This is a genomic window from Brevibacterium sp. R8603A2 (assembly GCF_023072605.1).
Lineage (GTDB): Bacteria > Actinomycetota > Actinomycetes > Actinomycetales > Brevibacteriaceae > Brevibacterium > Brevibacterium pityocampae.
This window is the reverse complement of the sequence record NZ_JALLGN010000015.1, coordinates 34,005-53,080: the sequence shown is the minus strand read 5'-3', so window position 1 is coordinate 53,080 and position 19,076 is coordinate 34,005. Positions and strand designations below refer to the sequence as shown.

Annotated in this window: 17 protein-coding genes; all 17 read left to right on the top strand. The window is 73.5% G+C overall.

Annotation, left to right across the window (positions count from 1 at the left end):
* Window positions 1-5 precede the first annotated feature (5 nt).
* The 17 genes from steA to MTQ12_RS13350 all read left to right on the top strand — a co-directional run bounded on the left by steA (window position 6) and on the right by MTQ12_RS13350 (window position 19,067).
* Entirely contained in the window at window positions 6-1,256 is a 1,251-nt protein-coding gene (steA, locus tag MTQ12_RS13430; protein ID WP_137320020.1) for a putative cytokinetic ring protein SteA, read from the top strand.
* On the top strand, window positions 1,253-2,287 hold the full coding sequence (locus MTQ12_RS13425; protein ID WP_247619015.1) for a copper transporter: 1,035 nt from the start codon (window positions 1,253-1,255) through the stop codon (window positions 2,285-2,287). Before steA ends, MTQ12_RS13425 begins: the two co-directional genes overlap by 4 nt.
* Window positions 2,284-3,141 (top strand): hypothetical protein, encoded by an 858-nt coding sequence (locus tag MTQ12_RS13420; protein ID WP_247619014.1) that lies wholly within the window; start codon window positions 2,284-2,286, stop codon window positions 3,139-3,141. Before MTQ12_RS13425 ends, MTQ12_RS13420 begins: the two co-directional genes overlap by 4 nt.
* Complete coding sequence (locus tag MTQ12_RS13415; protein ID WP_247619013.1) at window positions 3,138-4,937, top strand: lipid II flippase MurJ; 1,800 nt, start codon at window positions 3,138-3,140, stop codon at window positions 4,935-4,937. The genes MTQ12_RS13420 and MTQ12_RS13415 overlap by 4 nt, the downstream gene beginning before the upstream one ends.
* Window positions 4,938-4,969: 32 nt before the next feature.
* Entirely contained in the window at window positions 4,970-6,154 is a 1,185-nt protein-coding gene (locus tag MTQ12_RS13410; protein ID WP_247619012.1) for a glycosyltransferase family 4 protein, read from the top strand.
* Window positions 6,155-6,189: 35 nt separating this feature from the next.
* A complete protein-coding gene (locus MTQ12_RS13405) occupies window positions 6,190-7,383 on the top strand; it encodes a group 1 glycosyl transferase (RefSeq protein WP_247619011.1) in 1,194 nt (397 codons plus the stop codon).
* A gap of 41 nt (window positions 7,384-7,424) precedes the next feature.
* Window positions 7,425-9,092 carry a CTP synthase gene (locus tag MTQ12_RS13400; protein ID WP_348983883.1) on the top strand — a complete coding sequence of 556 codons (1,668 nt, stop codon included), beginning with the start codon at window positions 7,425-7,427 and terminating at the stop codon, window positions 9,090-9,092.
* Window positions 9,093-9,096: 4 nt separating this feature from the next.
* Window positions 9,097-9,741: an NUDIX hydrolase gene (locus MTQ12_RS13395; RefSeq protein ID WP_247619009.1), complete on the top strand. Its 645-nt coding sequence runs from the start codon at window positions 9,097-9,099 to the stop codon at window positions 9,739-9,741.
* A 19-nt stretch (window positions 9,742-9,760) separates the two neighbouring features.
* Window positions 9,761-10,753: a site-specific tyrosine recombinase XerD gene (gene xerD / locus MTQ12_RS13390; protein ID WP_137320015.1), complete on the top strand. Its 993-nt coding sequence runs from the start codon at window positions 9,761-9,763 to the stop codon at window positions 10,751-10,753.
* Between the two features lie 39 nt (window positions 10,754-10,792).
* Window positions 10,793-11,677 carry a ParA family protein gene (locus MTQ12_RS13385; protein WP_247619008.1) on the top strand — a complete coding sequence of 295 codons (885 nt, stop codon included), beginning with the start codon at window positions 10,793-10,795 and terminating at the stop codon, window positions 11,675-11,677.
* Window positions 11,674-12,510, top strand: a complete 837-nt coding sequence (locus tag MTQ12_RS13380; protein WP_137320508.1) for a ScpA family protein — start codon at window positions 11,674-11,676, stop codon at window positions 12,508-12,510. Before MTQ12_RS13385 ends, MTQ12_RS13380 begins: the two co-directional genes overlap by 4 nt.
* Complete coding sequence (scpB, locus tag MTQ12_RS13375) at window positions 12,503-13,156, top strand: SMC-Scp complex subunit ScpB (protein ID WP_282599390.1); 654 nt, start codon at window positions 12,503-12,505, stop codon at window positions 13,154-13,156. Before MTQ12_RS13380 ends, scpB begins: the two co-directional genes overlap by 8 nt.
* A 162-nt stretch (window positions 13,157-13,318) precedes the next feature.
* Window positions 13,319-14,146 carry a pseudouridine synthase gene (locus MTQ12_RS13370; protein ID WP_247619006.1) on the top strand — a complete coding sequence of 276 codons (828 nt, stop codon included), beginning with the start codon at window positions 13,319-13,321 and terminating at the stop codon, window positions 14,144-14,146.
* The gene (locus MTQ12_RS13365; RefSeq protein WP_247619005.1) at window positions 14,143-15,240 is read left to right on the top strand and encodes a prephenate dehydrogenase; all 1,098 of its coding nucleotides are present in this window, start codon (window positions 14,143-14,145) and stop codon (window positions 15,238-15,240) included. Before MTQ12_RS13370 ends, MTQ12_RS13365 begins: the two co-directional genes overlap by 4 nt.
* Window positions 15,237-15,902, top strand: coding sequence for a (d)CMP kinase (gene cmk / locus MTQ12_RS13360; RefSeq protein WP_247619004.1), 666 nt, complete (start codon window positions 15,237-15,239; stop codon window positions 15,900-15,902). Before MTQ12_RS13365 ends, cmk begins: the two co-directional genes overlap by 4 nt.
* Entirely contained in the window at window positions 15,895-17,460 is a 1,566-nt protein-coding gene (der, locus tag MTQ12_RS13355; protein ID WP_247619003.1) for a ribosome biogenesis GTPase Der, read from the top strand. Before cmk ends, der begins: the two co-directional genes overlap by 8 nt.
* Window positions 17,457-19,067, top strand: coding sequence for an AI-2E family transporter (locus MTQ12_RS13350; RefSeq protein ID WP_247619002.1), 1,611 nt, complete (start codon window positions 17,457-17,459; stop codon window positions 19,065-19,067). The genes der and MTQ12_RS13350 overlap by 4 nt, the downstream gene beginning before the upstream one ends.
* Window positions 19,068-19,076: the final 9 nt, after the last annotated feature.

The following is a 19,076-nucleotide window of genomic DNA, read 5'->3' as shown; positions in this document are numbered from 1 at the left end:
GCACCATGAGACTGCGCAAGGGCCGAGAGACCATTCCCACCGACACCCTCGTCGGACCGGCCGTCGTGCGCGCAGACCCGCGCACCAAGGACCTCACCAAGCGCCTCCAGGCCGGGGAGATCGCTGTCATCGGCCACGCCGACATCGACCGGGTGTCCGCCGAGGCCCTCGTCGCCTGCCGGCCCGCCGCCGTCGTCAACGCCGCCCGCTCGATCTCCGGGCGGTACCCGAACATCGGGCCCCGGATCATCGTCGAGGCCGGCATCCCGCTCGTCGACGGGGTCGGCGAGGAGGTGCTCGCCGCGGTCGCCGAGGGCGAGGAGCTCACCCTCCACGACGGCGAGCTGCTCCGCGGTGAGGAGGTCGTCGCCGCCGGCCAGGTGCAGACGCTCAGCCGCATCGAGACCTCCATGCGGGAGGCCGAGGCGGGGATGAACACCGTGCTCGTCGACTTCGTCGAGAACACCATCGAATACATCCGCAAGGACTCGGACCTGCTCGACGAGGAGATCGTCGTCCCGCACGTCCGCACCGACTTCACCGACCGGCAGGCCCTCATCGTGGTGCGCGGCTACCACTACAAGGAGGATCTCGCGATGCTCCGGCCCTACATCCGCGAGTACCGCCCGGTGCTCATCGGGGTGGACGGCGGGGCCGACGCGATCCTCGAGGCCGGTCACACCCCGGACATGATCGTCGGCGACATGGACTCGGTGTCCGACGCCGCCCTGACCTCCGGCGCGGAGCTCGTCGTCCACGCCTACCGCGACGGCCGCGCGCCCGGCGTCGAACGGCTCCAGGAGCTCGATCTCGAGTGCGTGCTCTTCCCGGCCTCCGGCACGAGCGAGGACATCGCGATGCTCCTCGCCGACGACAAGGGCGCCCCGCTCATCGTCGCCGTCGGCACCCACGACACCGTCATCGAGTTCCTCGACAAGGGCCGCCGCGGCATGGCCTCGACGTTCCTCACCCGCCTCCGCGTGGGCTCGAAGCTCGTCGACGCGAAGGGCGTGTCGCTGCTCTACCGGCAGCGGATCTCCAACACCCAGCTGTGGGTGCTCGCCCTCGCCGGCCTGCTCGCGGTGTTCGTCGCGCTCTCCGCGACCGCCGCCGGGCAGACGGTGTTCGGGCTCATCGCCGCCCAGTTCGACGGCATCGCACGCTGGTTCCAGAGCCTGTTCGGACTGGGCTCGGCGACCGCGGACGTCGCGGCCGCCGGCCTCGCCCCCCTCATCCCAGGAAGACTCCCGCTGTGATCGATTTCCGCTACCACCTCGTCTCGCTGATCTCGGTGTTCCTCGCGCTCGCGGTGGGCATCGTGCTCGGTGCCGGGCCCCTCAAGGAGCCGATCGGCGATTCCCTGCAGAGCCAGGTGGACGCACTGCGCACCGACCGGGACAACCTCCGCTCCGAGCTCGACGCGGAGCGTGCCTCCGCCGAGGAGCTCGACCAGTTCGTCGTCGCCTCCGCCCCGGAGCTGCTTGCCGACTCCCTCACCGACGCCGAGGTCGCGCTCGTCGGCTCCCCGGGGGCGGATGCCGACGCGCTCACCGCGCTCGACGAGCGGCTCACCGAGGCCGGCGCCGAGGTCGTCATGCAGGTGTCGCTCGCCGAGACCGCGCTCGACCCCGAGGGGGCCGGGGACCTCATCGAGACGCTGCGCGGCATCGACCCGAGCCTGCCGGACGGCGCGGCCGAGGCGCTCACCACCGCCCTGGCCCGTGCGCTCACCGCCGGTGCCGGGACGGCGGGCGGCAGCGGTGAGGAACCCGCGGACGCGGCGCAGCCCGGATCCGGCACCGCGCCGCGCGGCGCGGAGCCCACCGCGGCGCCCGAGGACGCCGGGCCCACCGTCTACACCGCCGACCAGGCCGCCCAGGTCGTCACCGCGTTCTCCGACGACGGTCGGCTCACCGGCTCGGACTACGCCGCCGCGACCGCCGTGATGTTCGTCGCCCCGCCGGCCGCGGAGACCTCCGCGGAGGCCGAGGCGACCGAGTCGACCGCCCCACCGCAGTCCGAACCGGATTCCACCGGCGCGACATTCGCCACCGCGCTCGCCTCCGGTGCACCCACCGTGGTCACCGGCACCCGCGCGTCGGCCGAGCGCGGCCTGCTCTCCGCACTGCGCTCCGACGACTCCGGCATCACCACCGCCGACGGCCTCGAGGTCACGGCCGGCCCCGTCATCGCCGCGCTCGCCCTCGAACAGGCGATCGCCGGCAACCCGGGCGCCTTCGGCTTCGCCGACAACGCGCAGTCCGTCGTGCCGAGGGCCGAGCAGTGATCCGCAGCCTCGTCCTCGCCGGAGTCGGCGCGGCCGCCGGGTTCGGCGTCGCCCGTGCGCTCACCGCCGCCCGCCCGCTGCTCGACCGAGCCGGTCGCCTCGACCGCCCCAACCACTCCGGGGCGAGCGTGTCCCTCATCGAGGGGCCTGCCGTCGCCGCCGGGCTCGCCGTCGCAGCGCTCGCCCTGCCGCGACCCGCCCACCGGTTCGCCGCCGTCACCGCGACCGCCGCGGCCGGCGTGCTCGGCGGGATCGACGACCTCATGGAGACCGGGTCCGCGAAGGGCCTGCGCGGCCACCTCAGCGCGCTCGCCCGCGGCGAGGTCACCACCGGCGGGCTCAAGGTCCTCGGCATCCCCGCCGCATCCCTGCTCGCCGCCGCGGTCGTCCGGGAGCCCCGCCCGCTCGCGGGTTCGGCGGTGTTCGGCCGCTGCGTGGACACCGTGCTCGCCGGCGGCGTCATCGCCGGCAGCGCGAACCTCGTCAACCTCCTCGACCTGCGACCCGGCCGCGCCCTCAAGGCTGCGGGACTCGTCACCGTCCTGGGGCCGCTGCACGGGCCGGCCGCGGTGCTCTCCGGCGGCGTGCTCGGCACCGCGGCGGCAGTGTGGGGCGAGGACCTCGCCGGACGCACGATGCTCGGCGACACCGGCGCCAACGCGCTCGGCGCAGCACTCGGCACCCGCACCGCCCTGCAGGGCTCCCGCGGGGAGCTCCTCGGCGTCCTCTCCCTGCTCGTCGCGCTCACCCTCGCGAGCGAGAAGGTCTCGTTCACCCGCGTCATCGAGGCCACCCCGGTCCTGCGCGAGCTCGACGCCTGGGGCCGGACGCCGGCCGCCCCCGCCGCTCCGTGACCTCCCGCTGGGTCCGGCTCCTCGCCAACGCCGCGCTCGCGGTCTCCGTCATCACCCTGCTCTCGCGCTTCGTCGGGTTCGCCCGCTGGCTCGTGTTCTCCCCGACGGTCGGCGCCGGCGCGGTGGGCACCGCCTACCAGACCGCCAACCAGGTGCCGAACATCCTCTACGAGGTCGTCGCCGGCGGCGCACTCGCCGGCGCGGTCGTGCCGCTGCTCGCCGCGCCGCTCGCCCGGGCGGACCCGCGCGCCGTGTCCCGCATCGCCTCGGCGCTGCTGACCTGGGCGATCACGCTCACCCTGCCGCTGGCCGTGCTCGTCGCGGTGTTCCACCGGCAGCTCGCCGGCGTGTTCGTCGAGGCGGAGTCCGACACCGGCCGGTTCGCCGGCCACTTCCTCCTCATGTTCGCCCCACAGCTCGTGCTCTACGCGATCGGCGCGGTCCTCACCGGGGTGCTCCAGGCCCACCGGCGCTTCCTCTGGCCGGCCTTCATGCCGCTGCTCTCCAGCCTCGTCGTCATCGCCACCTACCTGGCCTACGGCGCGGTCGCCGGCGGGCCGGAGACCGCGGAGCCGAGTGCGCTCGCGCTGCTCGGCTGGGGCACCACCGCCGGGGTCGCGATGCTCGCCCTGCCGCTCGCCCTGCCGACCGCCCGCACCGGGGTGCGGCTGCGCCCCAGCTGGAGGTTCCCCGCCGGTGTCGCGAGCCGTGCAGCACGCCTCGCGACGGCCGGGATGACCGCCCTGCTCGCCCAGCAGGTGTCCGTGCTCATCACCCTCGTCGTGTCGAACACCGTCGGCGGCACCGGCGTGTTCGTCGTCTTCAGCTACATCCAGGCGGTGTACCTGCTGCCCTATGCGGTGCTCGCGGTGCCGATCGCCACCGTCGTGTTCCCCACCCTCAGCCGGCAGGTGGCCGAGGCCTCCGCGGAGGTCGCCGCGACGGTGGCGACGACCACCGGGATGATCATCCGCGTCGGCTTCGCCGGCTCGGTCGTCCTCGTCGCCGCCGCCGCACCGCTCGCCGCGTTCTTCTCCTCCTTCGACGCCGCCGCCCGCAACCCGGACGTGCCCTTCGGCACGATGGCCGCCGGGATCACGCTCATCGCGCTCGCCGTGCCCGGCTGGTGCATGGTCGCCTGGGCCTCGCGCGTGTTCTACTCCCTCGAGCACTCCCGGTACGCCGCGATCGGCACCACCACCGGCTGGCTCCTCGTCGCGGGCACCGTGGCGCTCGGCGGGCTGGTCCTGCCCGGGCTCGTCGCCGGCGGGATCACGCTGCCGGGCCTCGCCGGCTCCCGCGCCGCGGCCGGCCCGGCCGGTGCCGGGGGAGCGCTGAGCGTGAGCGAGGCGACCCTCCTCCTCGTCTGCGCGGGCCACGCACTCGGCATGATCGTCGCCGGTGTCCTCCTCGTCGTCCTGCTGCGCCGGGCGGCCGGGCCGGAAGCGGTGCGCGGCACCGTGGGCGGCACGCTGCGCACGCTCGTCCTCGCCGTGGCCGCTGCGGTCGGCGCCGCGTGGACCTCCCACCTCCTGCTCGCCGCGTTCGCCGGCCTGCCGCCCACCGTGGGAGCCGTGCTCGCCGGGGTCCTCGCCGCGCTCGCCGGGCTCGCCGTCATGGGCGCCGGCCTGCTCGCGGTCGACCGCGGGCTGCTGCGTGCCGGGCTGCGTCTGGCGGCCGGCCGGGGCGAAGACCGGCCCGGCGGTGCGGCGGGCTCCGCGCGCCCGCACCCCTCCGATGCGGACCGTCCCGGGTCGGACCCGGCCGGGTCGGATTCCGCTCCCCGGATCGAATAGGCTGGAGACCGACGTCGACGAGGGGAGCGGTGGTGGCACGACATGGTGAGGCCCGCGCGCACAGCGCCGCCGGTGCAGCGGATGGAGGACCCCTGCGGATCCTGCTCGTGCTGGCCACCTCGACCGGCGGCGTCGGCACCCACGTCGCCGCCCTCGCCCGCGAGTACGCCGCGGCCGGGCACGCCGTCGGCGTCATCGGCCCCGCCGCCACCGAATCCCACTTCGGATTCACCGACCATCCCGGCGTCCGCTTCGCCCCGCTCGAGCTCGGCACCTCGGTGGGTCCGCGCGACTCCGCCGCGCTCGGCCGCCTGTCCCGCCTCGTCACCGCCTTCCGCGCCGACATCGTCCACGCCCACGGCTTCCGCGCCGGCCTCGTCACGCTCGCCGCGCTCGGCCGGATCCGCCGCCGCGAGCGCCCCGTGTCGGTCGTCACCTGGCACAACCAGGCCGCCGGCACCGGCGCCCGGGGCCTGGCGGAGAAGGCCGTGGAGCGCTACGTCGCCCGCCGCGCCGACCTCACCGTCGGGGCGAGCGAGGACCTCGTGCTGCGCGCCCGCGCCTGCGGGGCGCAGACGGCCGTGTTCGCTCCCGTCGCCGCCCCGGACGCCGCCTTCACCGAGGACGTCAACATCGCGCTCCTGCGCTCGCAGAAGATCCGTGAGCTCGGCCTGCCGCGCGGCTCCGTGCTCGTGCTCGCCGTCGGCCGCATCGCCCCGCAGAAGAACTACCGACTGCTCCTCGACGCGTTCTCCCGGATCACCGCCGAGCACCCGGAGGCGCACCTGCTCATCGCCGGCAGCGCCGACGCCCACGAGCTCGCCGCCCTCGAGCAGACGGTCGCCGAGCAGCGGCTGCCGGTGCGCTTCCTCGGGCAGCGCTCCGACATCGCCGCCCTCAACCAGGCCGCCGACGTCTTCGTCCTCACGAGCGGCTGGGAGGCGCGCGCCCTCGTCATCCAGGAGGCGATGATGGCCGGCCGCGCGATCGTCGCCACCGCCGTCGGCGGCGTGCCCGGGCTGCTCGGCGACGCCGGCCTCCTCGTCCCGCCCGGGGACCCCGAGGCGCTCGCCGCCGCCCTCGGCACCCTGCTCGCCGATCCCGCGGAGCGGTCCCGGCTGGGCCGGCGCGCCGCGCTCGCCGCCGTCGACCTGCCGCGCGAGCCCGAGGTCGCCACCACCCTCCTCCACCACTACCGCGCCGTCCTCGGACGGTAGGCTGAACCGCAGACCCGACGACCGTGAGGATGACGATGAGCCCGACCGCGATGACCTCTGCCGACACGACCCCGGTGACCCCGGAGGAGTCGGCCGACCCCGCAGGCGTCCCCGCGCTGCCCGCCGACCTCCGCATCCTCCACGTGCTCACCGGCACCGACGGCGTCGTCGAGGAGGTCGCCGCACTCGCCGTGGCCCGGCACCTGCAGGCCGGCTACAAGGTCGCCGTCGCCTCCGACCGGCGCACCTTCTCAGCCCTCGACCTGCCCGTCGACGACCCGCGGCTCGTCCATCTCGACATCGACGTCAAGACCGGCCCCCGCCCCGGCGATCCGGGCCGCGCCTATGCGCTCCACCGCTACTACCGGCACATCGACGTCGTCCACGCCCACGGCCTCCATGCCTCCGCGATCGCCGGCCTCGCGATGACCGGCCTGCCGGAGTCCCTGCGCCCGGCCCTCGTCGCGACCGTCGGCCGCTTCCAGCCGCGCAGCCCCTTCGCCGCCGCCGATGCCCGGGTCGTGGCACGCACCGCCGCCGTCGTGCTCGGCACCACCGAGCCCGTCGTCGAGCACTTCGCCGAGGACGTGCCCGTGGTGTCCCGCGCCCGGCTGCTGAACCCGGACGTCCGCACCGTCTACGAGCCCGTGCGGAGCCGTGCGCAGATCCGTGAGGCGCTCGGCGTGCGCGCCGGCACCTTCCTCGTCGCCGTGCCGCTCGAGCTCGTCGACCACCCGGCACTCACCACCGCGCTCGAGGCGGCCGTCCGGCTGAGCGAGCACCGCCCCGACCGCCGCTGGGCGACCGTCTTCACCGGCGCCGGCCGGCTCCGCAGCGTCATCGCGAGCGAGTTCGTGCCCCGCCGCGCGGACATCATCCTCGCCGACGTCGTCGCCACCGTCGACGTCGTGGCCGGCTCCGACATCGTCGTCGCCGGCGACCGGATGTCCGCGATCGGTCCCGAGGGCGTCATGCAGCTCGCCCGCCCGGCCATCCACCTCGGTGCCCCGCGGGGTGCTCGTGCCTGGGGCGACTCCGCCGTGCACGTCGACACCGACGACACCGACGGCCTGCTCGCCGCGATCGCCCACCTGTCCGACAGCCCGGCCGCCCGCGGCGCCTCCGCGATCGCCGCCAAGCGGCGGGTCATCGACATCAGCGGCCACGGCTACCTCGCCGGCGAGCTGCTCGACGTCTACGCCGCCGACGCGCTCCCGAACCGGCGCTGACCCCCACCCGCCCCTCCCAGCTGATAGGATCGAGTTCCGTGGTGAATCGATTGAGCACAAGCGGACAGCACGGCACCCGTCATATCTTCGTGACCGGCGGTGTCGCCTCATCTCTCGGCAAGGGGCTCACGGCCTCCTCCCTCGGGCATCTTCTCGCACAGCGCGGCCTCGCGGTCGCCATGCAGAAGCTCGACCCCTACCTCAACGTCGACCCGGGGACCATGAACCCGTTCCAGCACGGTGAGGTGTTCGTCACCGAGGACGGCGCGGAGACCGACCTCGACATCGGCCACTACGAGCGCTTCCTCGACACCGAGCTCGACGCGAGTGCGAACGTCACCACCGGCCAGGTGTACTCCAACGTCATCGCCAAGGAGCGCCGCGGCGCCTACCTCGGCGACACCGTGCAGGTCATCCCGCACATCACCGACGAGATCAAGACCCGGATGCGGGCGCAGGCCGAGCGCACCGACGGCGAGGCCCCCGACGTCATCATCACCGAGATCGGCGGCACGGTCGGCGACATCGAGTCCCAGCCGTTCCTCGAGGCCGCCCGCCAGATCCGCCACGACATCGGCCGCGAGAACGTGTTCTTCATCCACGTCTCGCTCGTGCCCTACCTGGGCCCCTCCGGCGAGCTCAAGACGAAGCCCACCCAGCACTCCGTGGCCGCGCTGCGCTCGATCGGCATCCAGCCCGACGCGATCGTGCTGCGCTCCGACCGCCCGCTGCCGGACTCGATCCGCAACAAGATCGCCTCCTCCTGCGACGTCGACTTCGAGGCCGTCGTGTCCTGCGTCGACGCCCCGAGCATCTACGACATCCCGCGCGTCCTCCACGACGGCGGGCTCGACGTCTACGTCATCCGCCGCCTCGACCTCGGCTTCCGCGACGTCGACTGGGACACCTGGGACCGGCTCCTCGAGCGCGTCCACCGGCCCAAGCACACCGTGGAGATCGGCCTCGTCGGCAAGTACATCGACCTGCCCGACGCCTACCTGTCGGTGACCGAGGCCTTGCGCCACGGCGGGTTCGCCAACGACGCGAAGGTCAACATCCACTGGATCGCCTCCGACGACTGCGAGACCCCCGCCGGGGCGGCCGAGCACCTCGGCGGCCTCGACGCGATCTGCGTGCCCGGCGGGTTCGGGATCCGCGGCATCGAGGGCAAGCTCGGCGCCCTGACCTACGCCCGCACCGAGGGGATCCCCCTGCTCGGCCTGTGCCTGGGCCTGCAGTGCATGGTCATCGAGTACGCGCGCAGCGTCACCGGCATCGCCGAGGCATCCTCGAGCGAATTCGACCCGGGCACCCCGGAGCCCGTCGTCGCGACGATGGCCGAGCAGCTCGACTTCGTCGAGGGCGAGGGCGACCTCGGCGGCACCATGCGCCTGGGCACCTATCACGCCAAGCTCCTGCCCGGCAGCGTCATCGCAGAGACCTACGGCGCCGAGGAGATCTCCGAGCGCCACCGGCACCGCTACGAGGTCAACAACGCCTATCGGGAGCAGATCGAGGCGAGCGGGCTCGTGGTGTCCGGCACCTCGCCCAACGGCCAGCTCGTCGAGTTCGTCGAGCTCCCCGCCGACGTCCACCCGTTCTACGTCTCCACTCAGGCGCACCCGGAGTTCAAGTCGCGGCCCACCGACCCGCACCCGCTGTTCGCCGGGCTCGTGCGCGCCGCGCTCGACCGCCAGCGGGATCTCTGAGCCGATGGCAGAGGCCGAGCTCCGCGACGCATTCGGCGCTCCGGAGATCCTCAGCAGCGAGGTCGCGTACTCCGGCCTCGTGTGGGACGTCGTCCGCGAGACCTTCCGGCTCCCGGAGTCCGACGAGCCGCTGACCCGCGACTTCGTCGCCCACCCCGGAGCCGTCGCGGTCGTCGCGCTCGACGCCGACGACCGGATCATGCTCATCCAGCAGTACCGCCACCCGATCCGTGCCCGCGATTGGGAGATCCCCGCCGGCCTGCTCGACGTGTCCGGCGAACCGCCTCACCTCACCGCCGCCCGCGAGCTCGCCGAGGAGGTCGACCTCGCGGCCGCCGACTGGCACCTGCTCGCCGACCAGCTGTCCTCCCCGGGCGGCATCAGCGAGACGCTGCGGATCTACCTCGCCCGCGGCCTGTCCGCCACGGCCGAGGAGTTCGACCGCTCCGGCGAGGAGAGCGGGATCGTGCCCCGCTGGGTGCCGCTGAGCGAGGCGAAGGCCGCCGTCGTCGAGGGCCGCATCACCAACGCGACCGCCGTTATCGGAATCCTCCAGGCCGACCTCGCCCGGGAGCGCGGCTTCACCGGGCTCCGGCCCGCGGACTCGCCGTGGCCGGCGCGCGCCGTGCACTCCCGGGAGCCGTCCTGAGCGGACCCGGGGACCGCTGATGGCGCGCCGCGGGGCGGAACTCCTGCCCGAGGCCGTCCCCGGCCTGCGCGGACCGGCCGCCGATTACCTCGCCCACCTCGAGCTCGAGCGCGGGCTCAGCCGCAACACGCTCGACGCCTACGCCCGCGACCTCGGCCGCTACCTCACCTGGCTCACCGCGCAGGACGCGCGCGACTACACCGCGGTCACCCCGGAGGACCTGCGGACCTTCGTCGCCGGGCTCGCCGACACCGGGCTCGCGGTGCGCAGCCGCTCCCGCATCACCGTCGCGGTGCGCCGCCTCCACGCCTTCCTCCACGCCGAGGGCCTCACCGGCACCGACCCCGGCGTCGACGTCCGCCCGCCCTCGGCCACCGAGCGGCTCCCCAAGGCGCTGAGCATCGCCGAGGTCGAATCCCTCCTCGCCACCGTCGTCGGGGACTCCGCCGCGGAGCTGCGCTCGCGTGCCCTGCTCGAGCTCCTCTACGCCACCGGGGCCCGGATCAGCGAGACCGTGGGCCTCGACATCGACGATCTCGACCTCGAGCACCGGATCGTGCGGCTCTACGGCAAGGGGAGCAAGGAGCGGCTCGTGCCGCTCGGCGCGCACGCCGCGCGGGCGCTGGACGCCTGGCTGGTGCGCGGTCGGCCGCAGATGAGCGCCGCCCGGGCCGCCGGCTCCGAGGGCGCGGCCCGGGGGAGGAGCGGGGACCCCGAGCGGCGGCAGCGCGCCGGGGCGGTGTTCCTCAACCAGCGCGGCGGCCGGCTGTCCCGGCAGTCGGCATGGCAGACCATCCGCACCGCCGCCGAGCGGGCCGGGCTCGCCGCCCACGCCTCCCCGCACACCTTTCGCCACTCCTTCGCGACCCACCTCCTCGAGGGCGGCGCGGACATCCGCGTCGTGCAGGAGCTCCTCGGCCACTCCTCGGTGACGACGACGCAGATCTACACCCGCGTGACCTCGGAGACCCTGCGCGAGGTGTATGCCACCTCCCACCCGCGGGCGCGATAGGGTGGACAGCAGCCGATCACGAGAAAGGTGACCATCCGCGTGGCCGATTCGCAGCAGAGACTCGACATCCCCGGGGCCGAGGACCGCCTCGGTCCCACCGGTCGTCCGACCCGGGAGTTCCCCGAACCCGCACCGCTGAGCGCGCACGGGCCGGCCCGGATCATCGCGATGGTCAACCAGAAGGGCGGGGTCGGCAAGACCACCTCCTCGATCAACCTCGGGGCGGCGCTCGCCGCCTACGGCCGCCGCGTGCTGCTCGTCGACTTCGACCCGCAGGGCGCCCTGTCGGTGGGCCTCGGCGTCAACCCCTACGACCTCGAGCTCAGCATCTACAACGTGCTCATGAGCTCCCGGGTCGACCCGCACGACGTCATCGTGGGCTCCAACGTCGAGGGCATCGACATCCTCCCGGCGAACATCGACCTGTCCGCCGCGGAGGTGCAGCTCGTCAACGAGGTCGCCCGCGAGCAGGTGCTCGCCCGGGCGCTCGCGAAGGTCGCCGGCGAGTACGACGTCATCCTCATCGACTGCCAGCCCTCGCTCGGCCTCCTCACCGTCAACGCGCTGACCGCCGCACACGGCGTCATCATCCCGCTCGAGACTCAGTTCTTCGCCCTGCGCGGCGTCGCGCTCCTCGTCGAGACGATCGAGAAGGTGCAGGACCGGCTCAACCCCGGCCTCGAGATCGACGGCATCCTCGCCACGATGTTCGACGGCCGCACGCTGCATGCGCAGGAGGTCATCGCCCGCGTCGTCGAGGCTTTCGGCGACAAGGTGTTCGACACCGTGATCAACCGGACCGTGAAGTTCCCCGACGCCTCCGTCGCCGCCGAGCCGATCACCTCCTTCGCCCCCTCGCACACCGGGGCGGAGGCCTACCGCCGCCTGGCGCGCGAGCTCATCGCCCGCGGAGGCGCCCCCTGAGCACCGGCGGATTCGTCGTCGAGCTGGACAACTTCTCCGGCCCGTTCGACCTCCTGCTCGGCCTCATCGGCAAGCGCAAGCTCGACATCACCGAGGTCGCCCTGTCCGAGGTGACCGACGAGTTCCTCGCCTACGTCTCCGAGCTCAAGGGCCGGACCGGGCTCGAGGAGCTCTCGAGCTTCCTCCTCGTCGCCGCCACCCTGCTCGACCTCAAGACCGCACGCCTGCTGCCGAGCGGGGAGGTCGAGGACGAGCTCGACCTCGAGCTCCTCGAGGCCCGCGACCTCCTCTTCGCCCGGCTCCTCCAGTACCGCGCATTCAAGGGCGTGTCCGCGGAGTTCGCGGTGCAGATGGCGACCGCCGCGACCCGCACGGCCCGCTCGGTGCCGCTCGAGCCGGAGTTCGCGAACATCCTGCCGCCGCTGCAGAGGACCGCCACCCCGCGCGTGCTCGCCGCGCTCTTCGCCACCGTCCTCCAGCGCGACCGCACGCCCCCGACGGTGTCGATCGACCACCTCCATCTGCCGCAGGTCAGCGTGCCGGAGCAGCGCTCGCTCATCCTCGCCCGCCTGCAGCCCGGCGTCACGCTCGACTTCGCGGAGCTCGTCGCCGATGCCGGGGACACCCTCGTCATCGTCGCCCGCTTCCTCGCGCTCCTCGAACTGTTCAAGGCCGGGCTGTGCGCCTTCGACCAGCCCGAACCGCTCGGCGCCCTGCGGATCAGCGGGGTGGAGCCGGAGGCGGGAGTCGCGGACGCCGGGGGAGGCACCGCGGGCGGGGCCGGGACGGCCGCACTCACCGACACCGACGAATGGGAGACCGCCGATGACTGACACCGGATCCGAGGCCGACCGCACGGGCGAGGGGACTGCGGTCGAGGGTGCCGGGACGGCGCCCGGAGCGGGGACACCGGCCGGGGAGGCCGCCGTCGATGAGGCCCTGCTCACCGCGCTCGAGGCCGTCCTCATGGTCGTCGACGAGCCGCTCGAACCGGTGCAGATCGCCGAAGCGCTCGGCACCACCCCGGACGAGGCGCTCGCCGCGCTCACCGAGCTCGCCGCCGACTACGACGGCCGCCGCGGCTCACGCCGCCGCGGCTTCGAGCTGCGCCGCGCCGCCGGCGGCTGGCGCATCTACTCCCGGGCGGACCACCACGGCACGGTCGCGGACTTCATCACCGCAGGCCAGTCCGCGAAGCTCTCCCAGGCCGCCCTCGAGACCCTCGCCGTCATCGCCTACCGGCAGCCGGTCACCCGCGCGCGGATCTCCGCGATCCGCGGCGTCAACGTCGACGGCGTCGTGCGCACCCTGCTCATGCGCGGACTCATCGTCGAATCCGGGGCGGATTCCACCTCGGGCGCGGTGCAGTTCGTCACCTCCCGGGTGTTCCTCGAGTCGATGGGCCTCGAGAGCCTCGACGAGCTGCCCGACATCGCCCCCTACCTGCCCGCCGGCGACGACGTCCCGACAGTCGACTGACGGGCCGACTGCGCGTCAGGGGTCGATCGAGTGCGGATCTCGGCCCGAAACCGCACTCGTTCGACACCTCAGCGCGCGATCGGGGCCTCGGTAGCGGGAGGCGAGGCGCGGGGGCGCGGGCGTGGTCGGCGGGAGGCGTGCGAGTTTGAGACAATGGACCCCATGAATGCCTCAGATCCCCGGTCGCCCGGTCACCGTTCCAAGCGCCCCAGCCGCAAGGAGCGCGGGCGGCAGACTCCCGCTCCCGCCGTCGACGCCCACCGGCCCGACGGCGTGCGCCTGCAGAAGATCCTCGCCGAGGCCGGCCTCGGCTCCCGCCGCGCCTGCGAGCAGCTCATCACCGAGGGCCGCGTGACGGTCGACGGGGAGACGGTGCGCGAGCTCGGCACCCGGATCGACCCCGCCACCCAGACGGTGAGCGTCGACACCATGCCGATCACCGCCCACACCGACAAGGTGTACCTCGCGTTCAACAAGCCCGCCGGGGTCGTCACCGCGATGAGCGACCCCGAGGGCCGCCGCTGCCTCGCCGACTACCTGCGCGACCGCCCCGAGCGCCTGTTCCACGTCGGCCGCCTCGACTACGAGACCGAGGGCCTGCTCCTCATCACCAACGACGGCGAGCTCTCCAACCGGCTCACCCACCCCTCCTACGAGATCTCCAAGACCTACCTCGCCGAGGTCCGCGGCCCCGTCCCCAAGGACGCCGGCGCCCGCCTGCGCGAGGGAATCGAGCTCGAGGACGGGATCTCCCGCGTCGACTCCTTCAAGCTCGTCGACTCCACCCCCGGCTACGCGCTCGTCGAGGTCGTCCTCCACTCCGGGCGCAACCGGATCGTGCGCCGCCTGTTCGACGCCGTCGGCACCCCCGTGCAGCGCCTCGTGCGCACCCAGTTCGGCCCGATCCCGCTCGCCGAGCAGCGCCAGGGCAAGGTCCGCGACCTGCGCCCCGACGAGGTCGGCGCGCTCACGGAAGCCGTCCGCCTGTGACCCTGCCCCACGTCCACATCATCGGCACCGGACTGCTCGGCACCTCGCTCGGCCTCGCGCTGCGCCGGGCCGAGTACCCGGTGACGCTGTCCGACCAGTCGCCGACCGCCGTGCGGCTCGCCGCCGACATGGGCGCCGGCACCGCCGCGGAGCCCTCGACCGCGGACATCGTCGTCGTCGCCACCCCGCCGGACGTCGCCGCCCGCACCATCGTCGCCGCACTCGACACCTGGCCGGAAGCCACCGTCACCGACGTCGCGAGCGTGAAGACCGCGGTCCTCGCCGAGGCCCGCGCGCTCGCCGGGGACCCGGTGCTCGCCCGCTACATCGGCTGCCACCCGATGGCCGGCCGGGAGCGGTCCGGGGCGATCGCCGCCCGCGACGACCTCTTCCTCGCCCGCCCCTGGGTGGTGTGCTCCGACGAGGACACCCCGGCCGACCGCCTCGCCGCCGTCGTCGCGCTCGCCGAGGCCACCGGCGCCGCCGTCGTCCACCTCGACCCCGAGTTCCACGACTCCGCCGTCGCCCGCGTGTCCCATGCCCCGCAGGTGCTCGCCTCGCTCATGGCCGGCCGGCTCAAGGACATGCCCGCCGACGGGGTGGCGCTCGCCGGGCAGGGGCTGCGCGACGTCACCCGGATCGCCGCCTCGGACCCGGGGCTGTGGACGCAGATCCTCGCCGGCAACGCCGCCGAGGTGCGCACGGTGCTCGCCGATGTCCGCGCCGACCTCGATGCGCTCATCGACGCCCTCGACCTCGCACCGGGTGCGCTCGCCACGATCGCCGGGCTGTTCGCCGCCGGCAACGAGGGCCACGACCGGATCCCCGGCAAGCACGGCCAGGCCCCGGCCCGGTACTCCTCGGTCACCGTGTTCATCGACGACGCACCCGGCACTCTCGCCCGCCTGTTCGCCGACGTCGGCGAGCTCGACGTCAACGTCGAGGACATCCGCATCGACCACGCCACCGGCATTAAGCTGGGCAGTGTGGACATCTCCGTCATCCCGTCCGCCCAGGTCACCCTCACCGAAGGACTGGCCGCGCGCGGCTGGTGGGTGCCGGAGGCGGCAATCGACACCGAAGGAAGAGAATGACAGTCATCGCCATCGACGGGCCCAGCGGCGTCGGCAAATCGAGCGTCTCCCGCGAGGTCGCCCGGCGCAGCGGGTACGGCTACCTCGACACCGGTGCGATGTACCGGGCCGTCGTGTGGCTGTGCCTCAACCGCGGGACCGCCGACCCCGGCGACGTCGTCGAGCTCGTCCGCGGCGCCGACCTCGAGATCTCCACCGACCCCGACATCGCCGAGGTGACGATCGACGGCATCGACGTCACCACCGAGATCCGCGAGCCCGAGGTGTCGGCGAACGCGCAGATCGTGTCCGCCGTGCCCGAGGCGCGCACCGAGCTCATCGAGCTCCAGCGGCAGATCATCGCCGCCGCCGCACCCGGGATCGTCGTCGAGGGCCGCGACATCACCACCGTCGTCGCCCCCGAGGCGGAGGTCCGGATCCTCATGACCGCCGACGAGTCCGTGCGCATCGCCCGCCGCTCGAAGGAGCTCCACGGCAGCGCCGACGCCGCGGCCGTGCAGGCCACCCGCTCCCAGATCGTCGACCGCGACGCGAAGGACGCACAGACCACGAGCTTCCTCACCGCCGCCGACGGCGTCCACACCCTCGACACCACCGACATCGATTTCGAGCAGTCCGTGGCAGCCGTCATGGGTCTGGTCGAGAAGGCCGAACATGACTGAATCAGACCCCACCGGCGGCTCCGCCGGCACCTCTTCCGGCACCTCCTCCGCGGCCGAGGACTTCCTCGCCCGCCCCGACGAGGACCTCGCCGACCGCGTCGCCGGGATCGCCGACGACGAGGCCGAGCAGCGCGCCTCCTCGCTGCGCGCCGGCCTCGAATCCTATGAGCTCGAGGACGAGGACCGGGCGCTGCTGAGCGCCTACGAAGACGGCGACACCGGCCCCGAGGTCACCGGGCCCGCTCCCGTGCTCGCCGTCGTCGGCCGTCCCAACGTCGGCAAGTCCACCCTAATCAACCGCATCCTCGGCCGCCGCGAGGCCGTCGTCGAGGACGTCCCGGGCGTCACCCGCGACCGCGTGAGCTACTCCGCGGAGTGGAACGGACGCCCGCTCACCCTCGTCGACACCGGCGGCTGGGACATCGATGCCAAGGGCATGGCGTCCCGGATCGCCGAGCAGGCCGAGGTCGCCGTCGAGATGGCCGACGCCGTCGTGTTCGTCGTCGACGCCACCACCGGCCCGACCGCCACCGACGAGCACGTCGTGCGGATGCTGCGCCGGGCCGGGAAGCCCGTGGTGCTCGCGGCGAACAAGGTCGACGACGAGCGCGGCGAGCTCGCCGCAGCCGAGCTCTGGTCGCTCGGCCTCGGCGAGCCGCACCCGGTCTCCGCGATGCACGGGCGCGGGGTCGCCGACCTCCTCGACGTCCTCGTCGACGTGCTGCCAGAGGTGTCCGGCATCGACGCCCTCTCCGAGGTCGGGGGACCGCGCCGCGTCGCCCTCGTCGGCCGGCCCAACGTCGGCAAGTCCTCTCTGCTCAACCGGCTCGTCGGGAGCGAGCGGGTGCTCGTCGACAACGTCGCCGGCACCACCCGCGATCCGGTCGACGAGCTCGTCGAGCTCGGCGGGCGGCAGTGGCGCTTCGTCGACACCGCCGGCATCCGCAAGCGCGCCCGGCAGGCGAGCGGTGCCGACTTCTACGCCGCGCTGCGCACGCAGACCGCGCTCGAGCGCGCCGAGGTCGCCGTCGTCCTCCTCGAGGCCGACCAGACGCTGAGCGAGCAGGACGTCCGCATCATCAAGACGGTGACGGAGACCGGCCGCGCGCTCGTCCTCGCCTTCAACAAGTGGGATCTCATGGACGAGGACCGCCGGCACTTCCTCGAGCGCGAGATCGAGCAGGACCTCCAGCACGTCGAATGGGCGCCGCGGGTGAACATCTCCGCCAAGACCGGACGGCACGCCGACCGGCTCGTGCCGGCGATGGAGCGCGCGCTCGACAGCTGGGACACCCGGATCCCGACCGGCCGGCTCAACGCCTTCCTCGGTGAGCTCGTCGCGGCCAACCCGCACCCGGTGCGCGGCGGCAAGCAGCCGCGCATCCTGTTCGGCACGCAGGCCTCGAACCGGCCGCCCAAGTTCGTCCTCTTCACCACCGGGTTCCTCGAGCCCGGCTACCGCCGCTACATCACCCGGCGCCTGCGCGAGACCTTCGGCTTCGAGGGCACCCCGCTCGAGATCGGCATGCGCATCCGCGAGAAGCGGAAGCGGCGGTGAGCACCGCGTCCGGCAACCCGGCAGGGCACCTCGGGCCCGGCGGGGAGCCGCTCACCGCTCCGGCGAGCAGCGCGGAGGCAGCCGCGGGCGCGCTCTGGCCGCGCTACCTCGTCGTCGTGCTCGGGGTGGCCGGGCTCGCCTACGGCGTGCACTTCTTCCAGTCGCTGCAGTCGATCGTCGCCCCGGTGTTCCTCGCGATGAACCTCGTCATCGTCGCCTACCCGCTGCAGCGCTGGCTCGTGCGGGTCCGGGTGCCGCGGTTCCTCGCCGCGATGGTCACCGTCGTCGTCGTGCTCGTCGTGCTCCTCGGGTTCTTCGGCCTCACCGCCTGGTCGATCGCCGAGCTCGTCATGGTCATCCCCGAGTACACCGAGGAGATCACCGCGACCTACGGCGAGGCGCTCGCCTGGCTGTCGACGCTCGGGGTGACGAGCGGGTTCGTCGAGCAGCAGCTCGCCGCCTTCGACGTATCCACCCTGTTCTCCACCGTCGGCTCGCTGCTGTCGAACGTCAGCCTCGTCCTCACCGCGCTCATCACCGTGATCATGGCGGTGTTCTTCGTCGCGATGGACTCGATGTCGTTCCCGCGGCGCCTGCAGGTGACCTCGGCGATCCGTCCGCGGTTCGGCCGCGCGATGCAGATCTTCGCCGCCGGAGTGCGCCGGTACTGGGTCGTCGCGACGATCTTCGGCCTCATCGTCGCCGTCCTCGACCTCGTGGCGCTGTGGATCATCGGAGTTCCGCTCGCGCTCGTGTGGGGCGTGCTCGCGTTCCTCACCAACTACATCCCCAACATCGGCTTCGTCATCGGCCTCGTCCCGCCCGCGCTCATGGCGCTGGTGAGCGGCGGCTGGTGGGACGCGCTGTGGGTGGTCATCGCCTACTCGGTGCTCAACTTCGTCATCCAGTCGATCATCCAGCCCAAGTTCACCGGCGAATCGGTGGGTGTCACCCCGTTCATGTCGTTCCTCTCCCTGCTGTTCTGGTACTGGGTGCTCGGCTGGATGGGCGCACTGCTCGCGCTGCCGGCGACCCTGCTCCTCAAGGCGCTCCTCGTCGATGCGGACCCGCGCGCCCGCTGGGTCAACAACCTCATCGCCTCCGACCTGTCCACCGGGTCGAGCCTGCCGGTGCGCCCGATCCGTGCCGCCCAGGGGATCACCGGGCGCTCCGTCGTGGTGCCGGGCGACCCCGGCGAGTTCGACCGGATGCGGGCGGCCACCGGTGCGAGTGCTGCGGGCGCCTCGGGCGCGGGGGCGGCGGCACCGGACAGCCAACCGGCGGAGCCCGCGCATGGGAACGTGGCCGACCGCGGCGCTGCGGGAAGCTCCGCGGAGAGCTCCGCGGTGGACGGTGCCGCGGCCACGGGGACGGGCGCCTCGGGCGCGTGGCCCGATGTCGAGGAGCCGGCGCCGGAGGAGCTCGTCATGCGCGCCCCCTTCCTCCGTCCGCCCGAACAGGTCGCCGACGAGTCCGTCGACCCCAACGATCCGGAGGGCGTGGAGAGCGCGGGATCCGGGGACGGAACCGGATCCACCCGGGGCGACCGGCGCGAGGGGTCCGACGGCGGAGACGGCCCGGCCGGGGGAGACCCGCGGACCCCCTGACGCGGGCGG

Bases quoted from the DNA above. Each gene is read 5' to 3' on its own strand.
- steA (WP_137320020.1), top strand. From the start codon at position 6: ATGAGACTGCGCAAGGGCCGAGAGACCATTCCCACCGACACCCTCGTC.
- MTQ12_RS13405 (WP_247619011.1), top strand. From the start codon at position 6,190: ATGAGCCCGACCGCGATGACCTCTGCCGACACGACCCCGGTGACCCCG.
- MTQ12_RS13395 (WP_247619009.1), top strand. From the start codon at position 9,097: ATGGCAGAGGCCGAGCTCCGCGACGCATTCGGCGCTCCGGAGATCCTC.
- xerD (WP_137320015.1), top strand. From the start codon at position 9,761: ATGGCGCGCCGCGGGGCGGAACTCCTGCCCGAGGCCGTCCCCGGCCTG.
- scpB (WP_282599390.1), top strand. From the start codon at position 12,503: ATGACTGACACCGGATCCGAGGCCGACCGCACGGGCGAGGGGACTGCG.
- MTQ12_RS13370 (WP_247619006.1), top strand. From the start codon at position 13,319: ATGAATGCCTCAGATCCCCGGTCGCCCGGTCACCGTTCCAAGCGCCCC.
- cmk (WP_247619004.1), top strand. From the start codon at position 15,237: ATGACAGTCATCGCCATCGACGGGCCCAGCGGCGTCGGCAAATCGAGC.
- der (WP_247619003.1), top strand. From the start codon at position 15,895: ATGACTGAATCAGACCCCACCGGCGGCTCCGCCGGCACCTCTTCCGGC.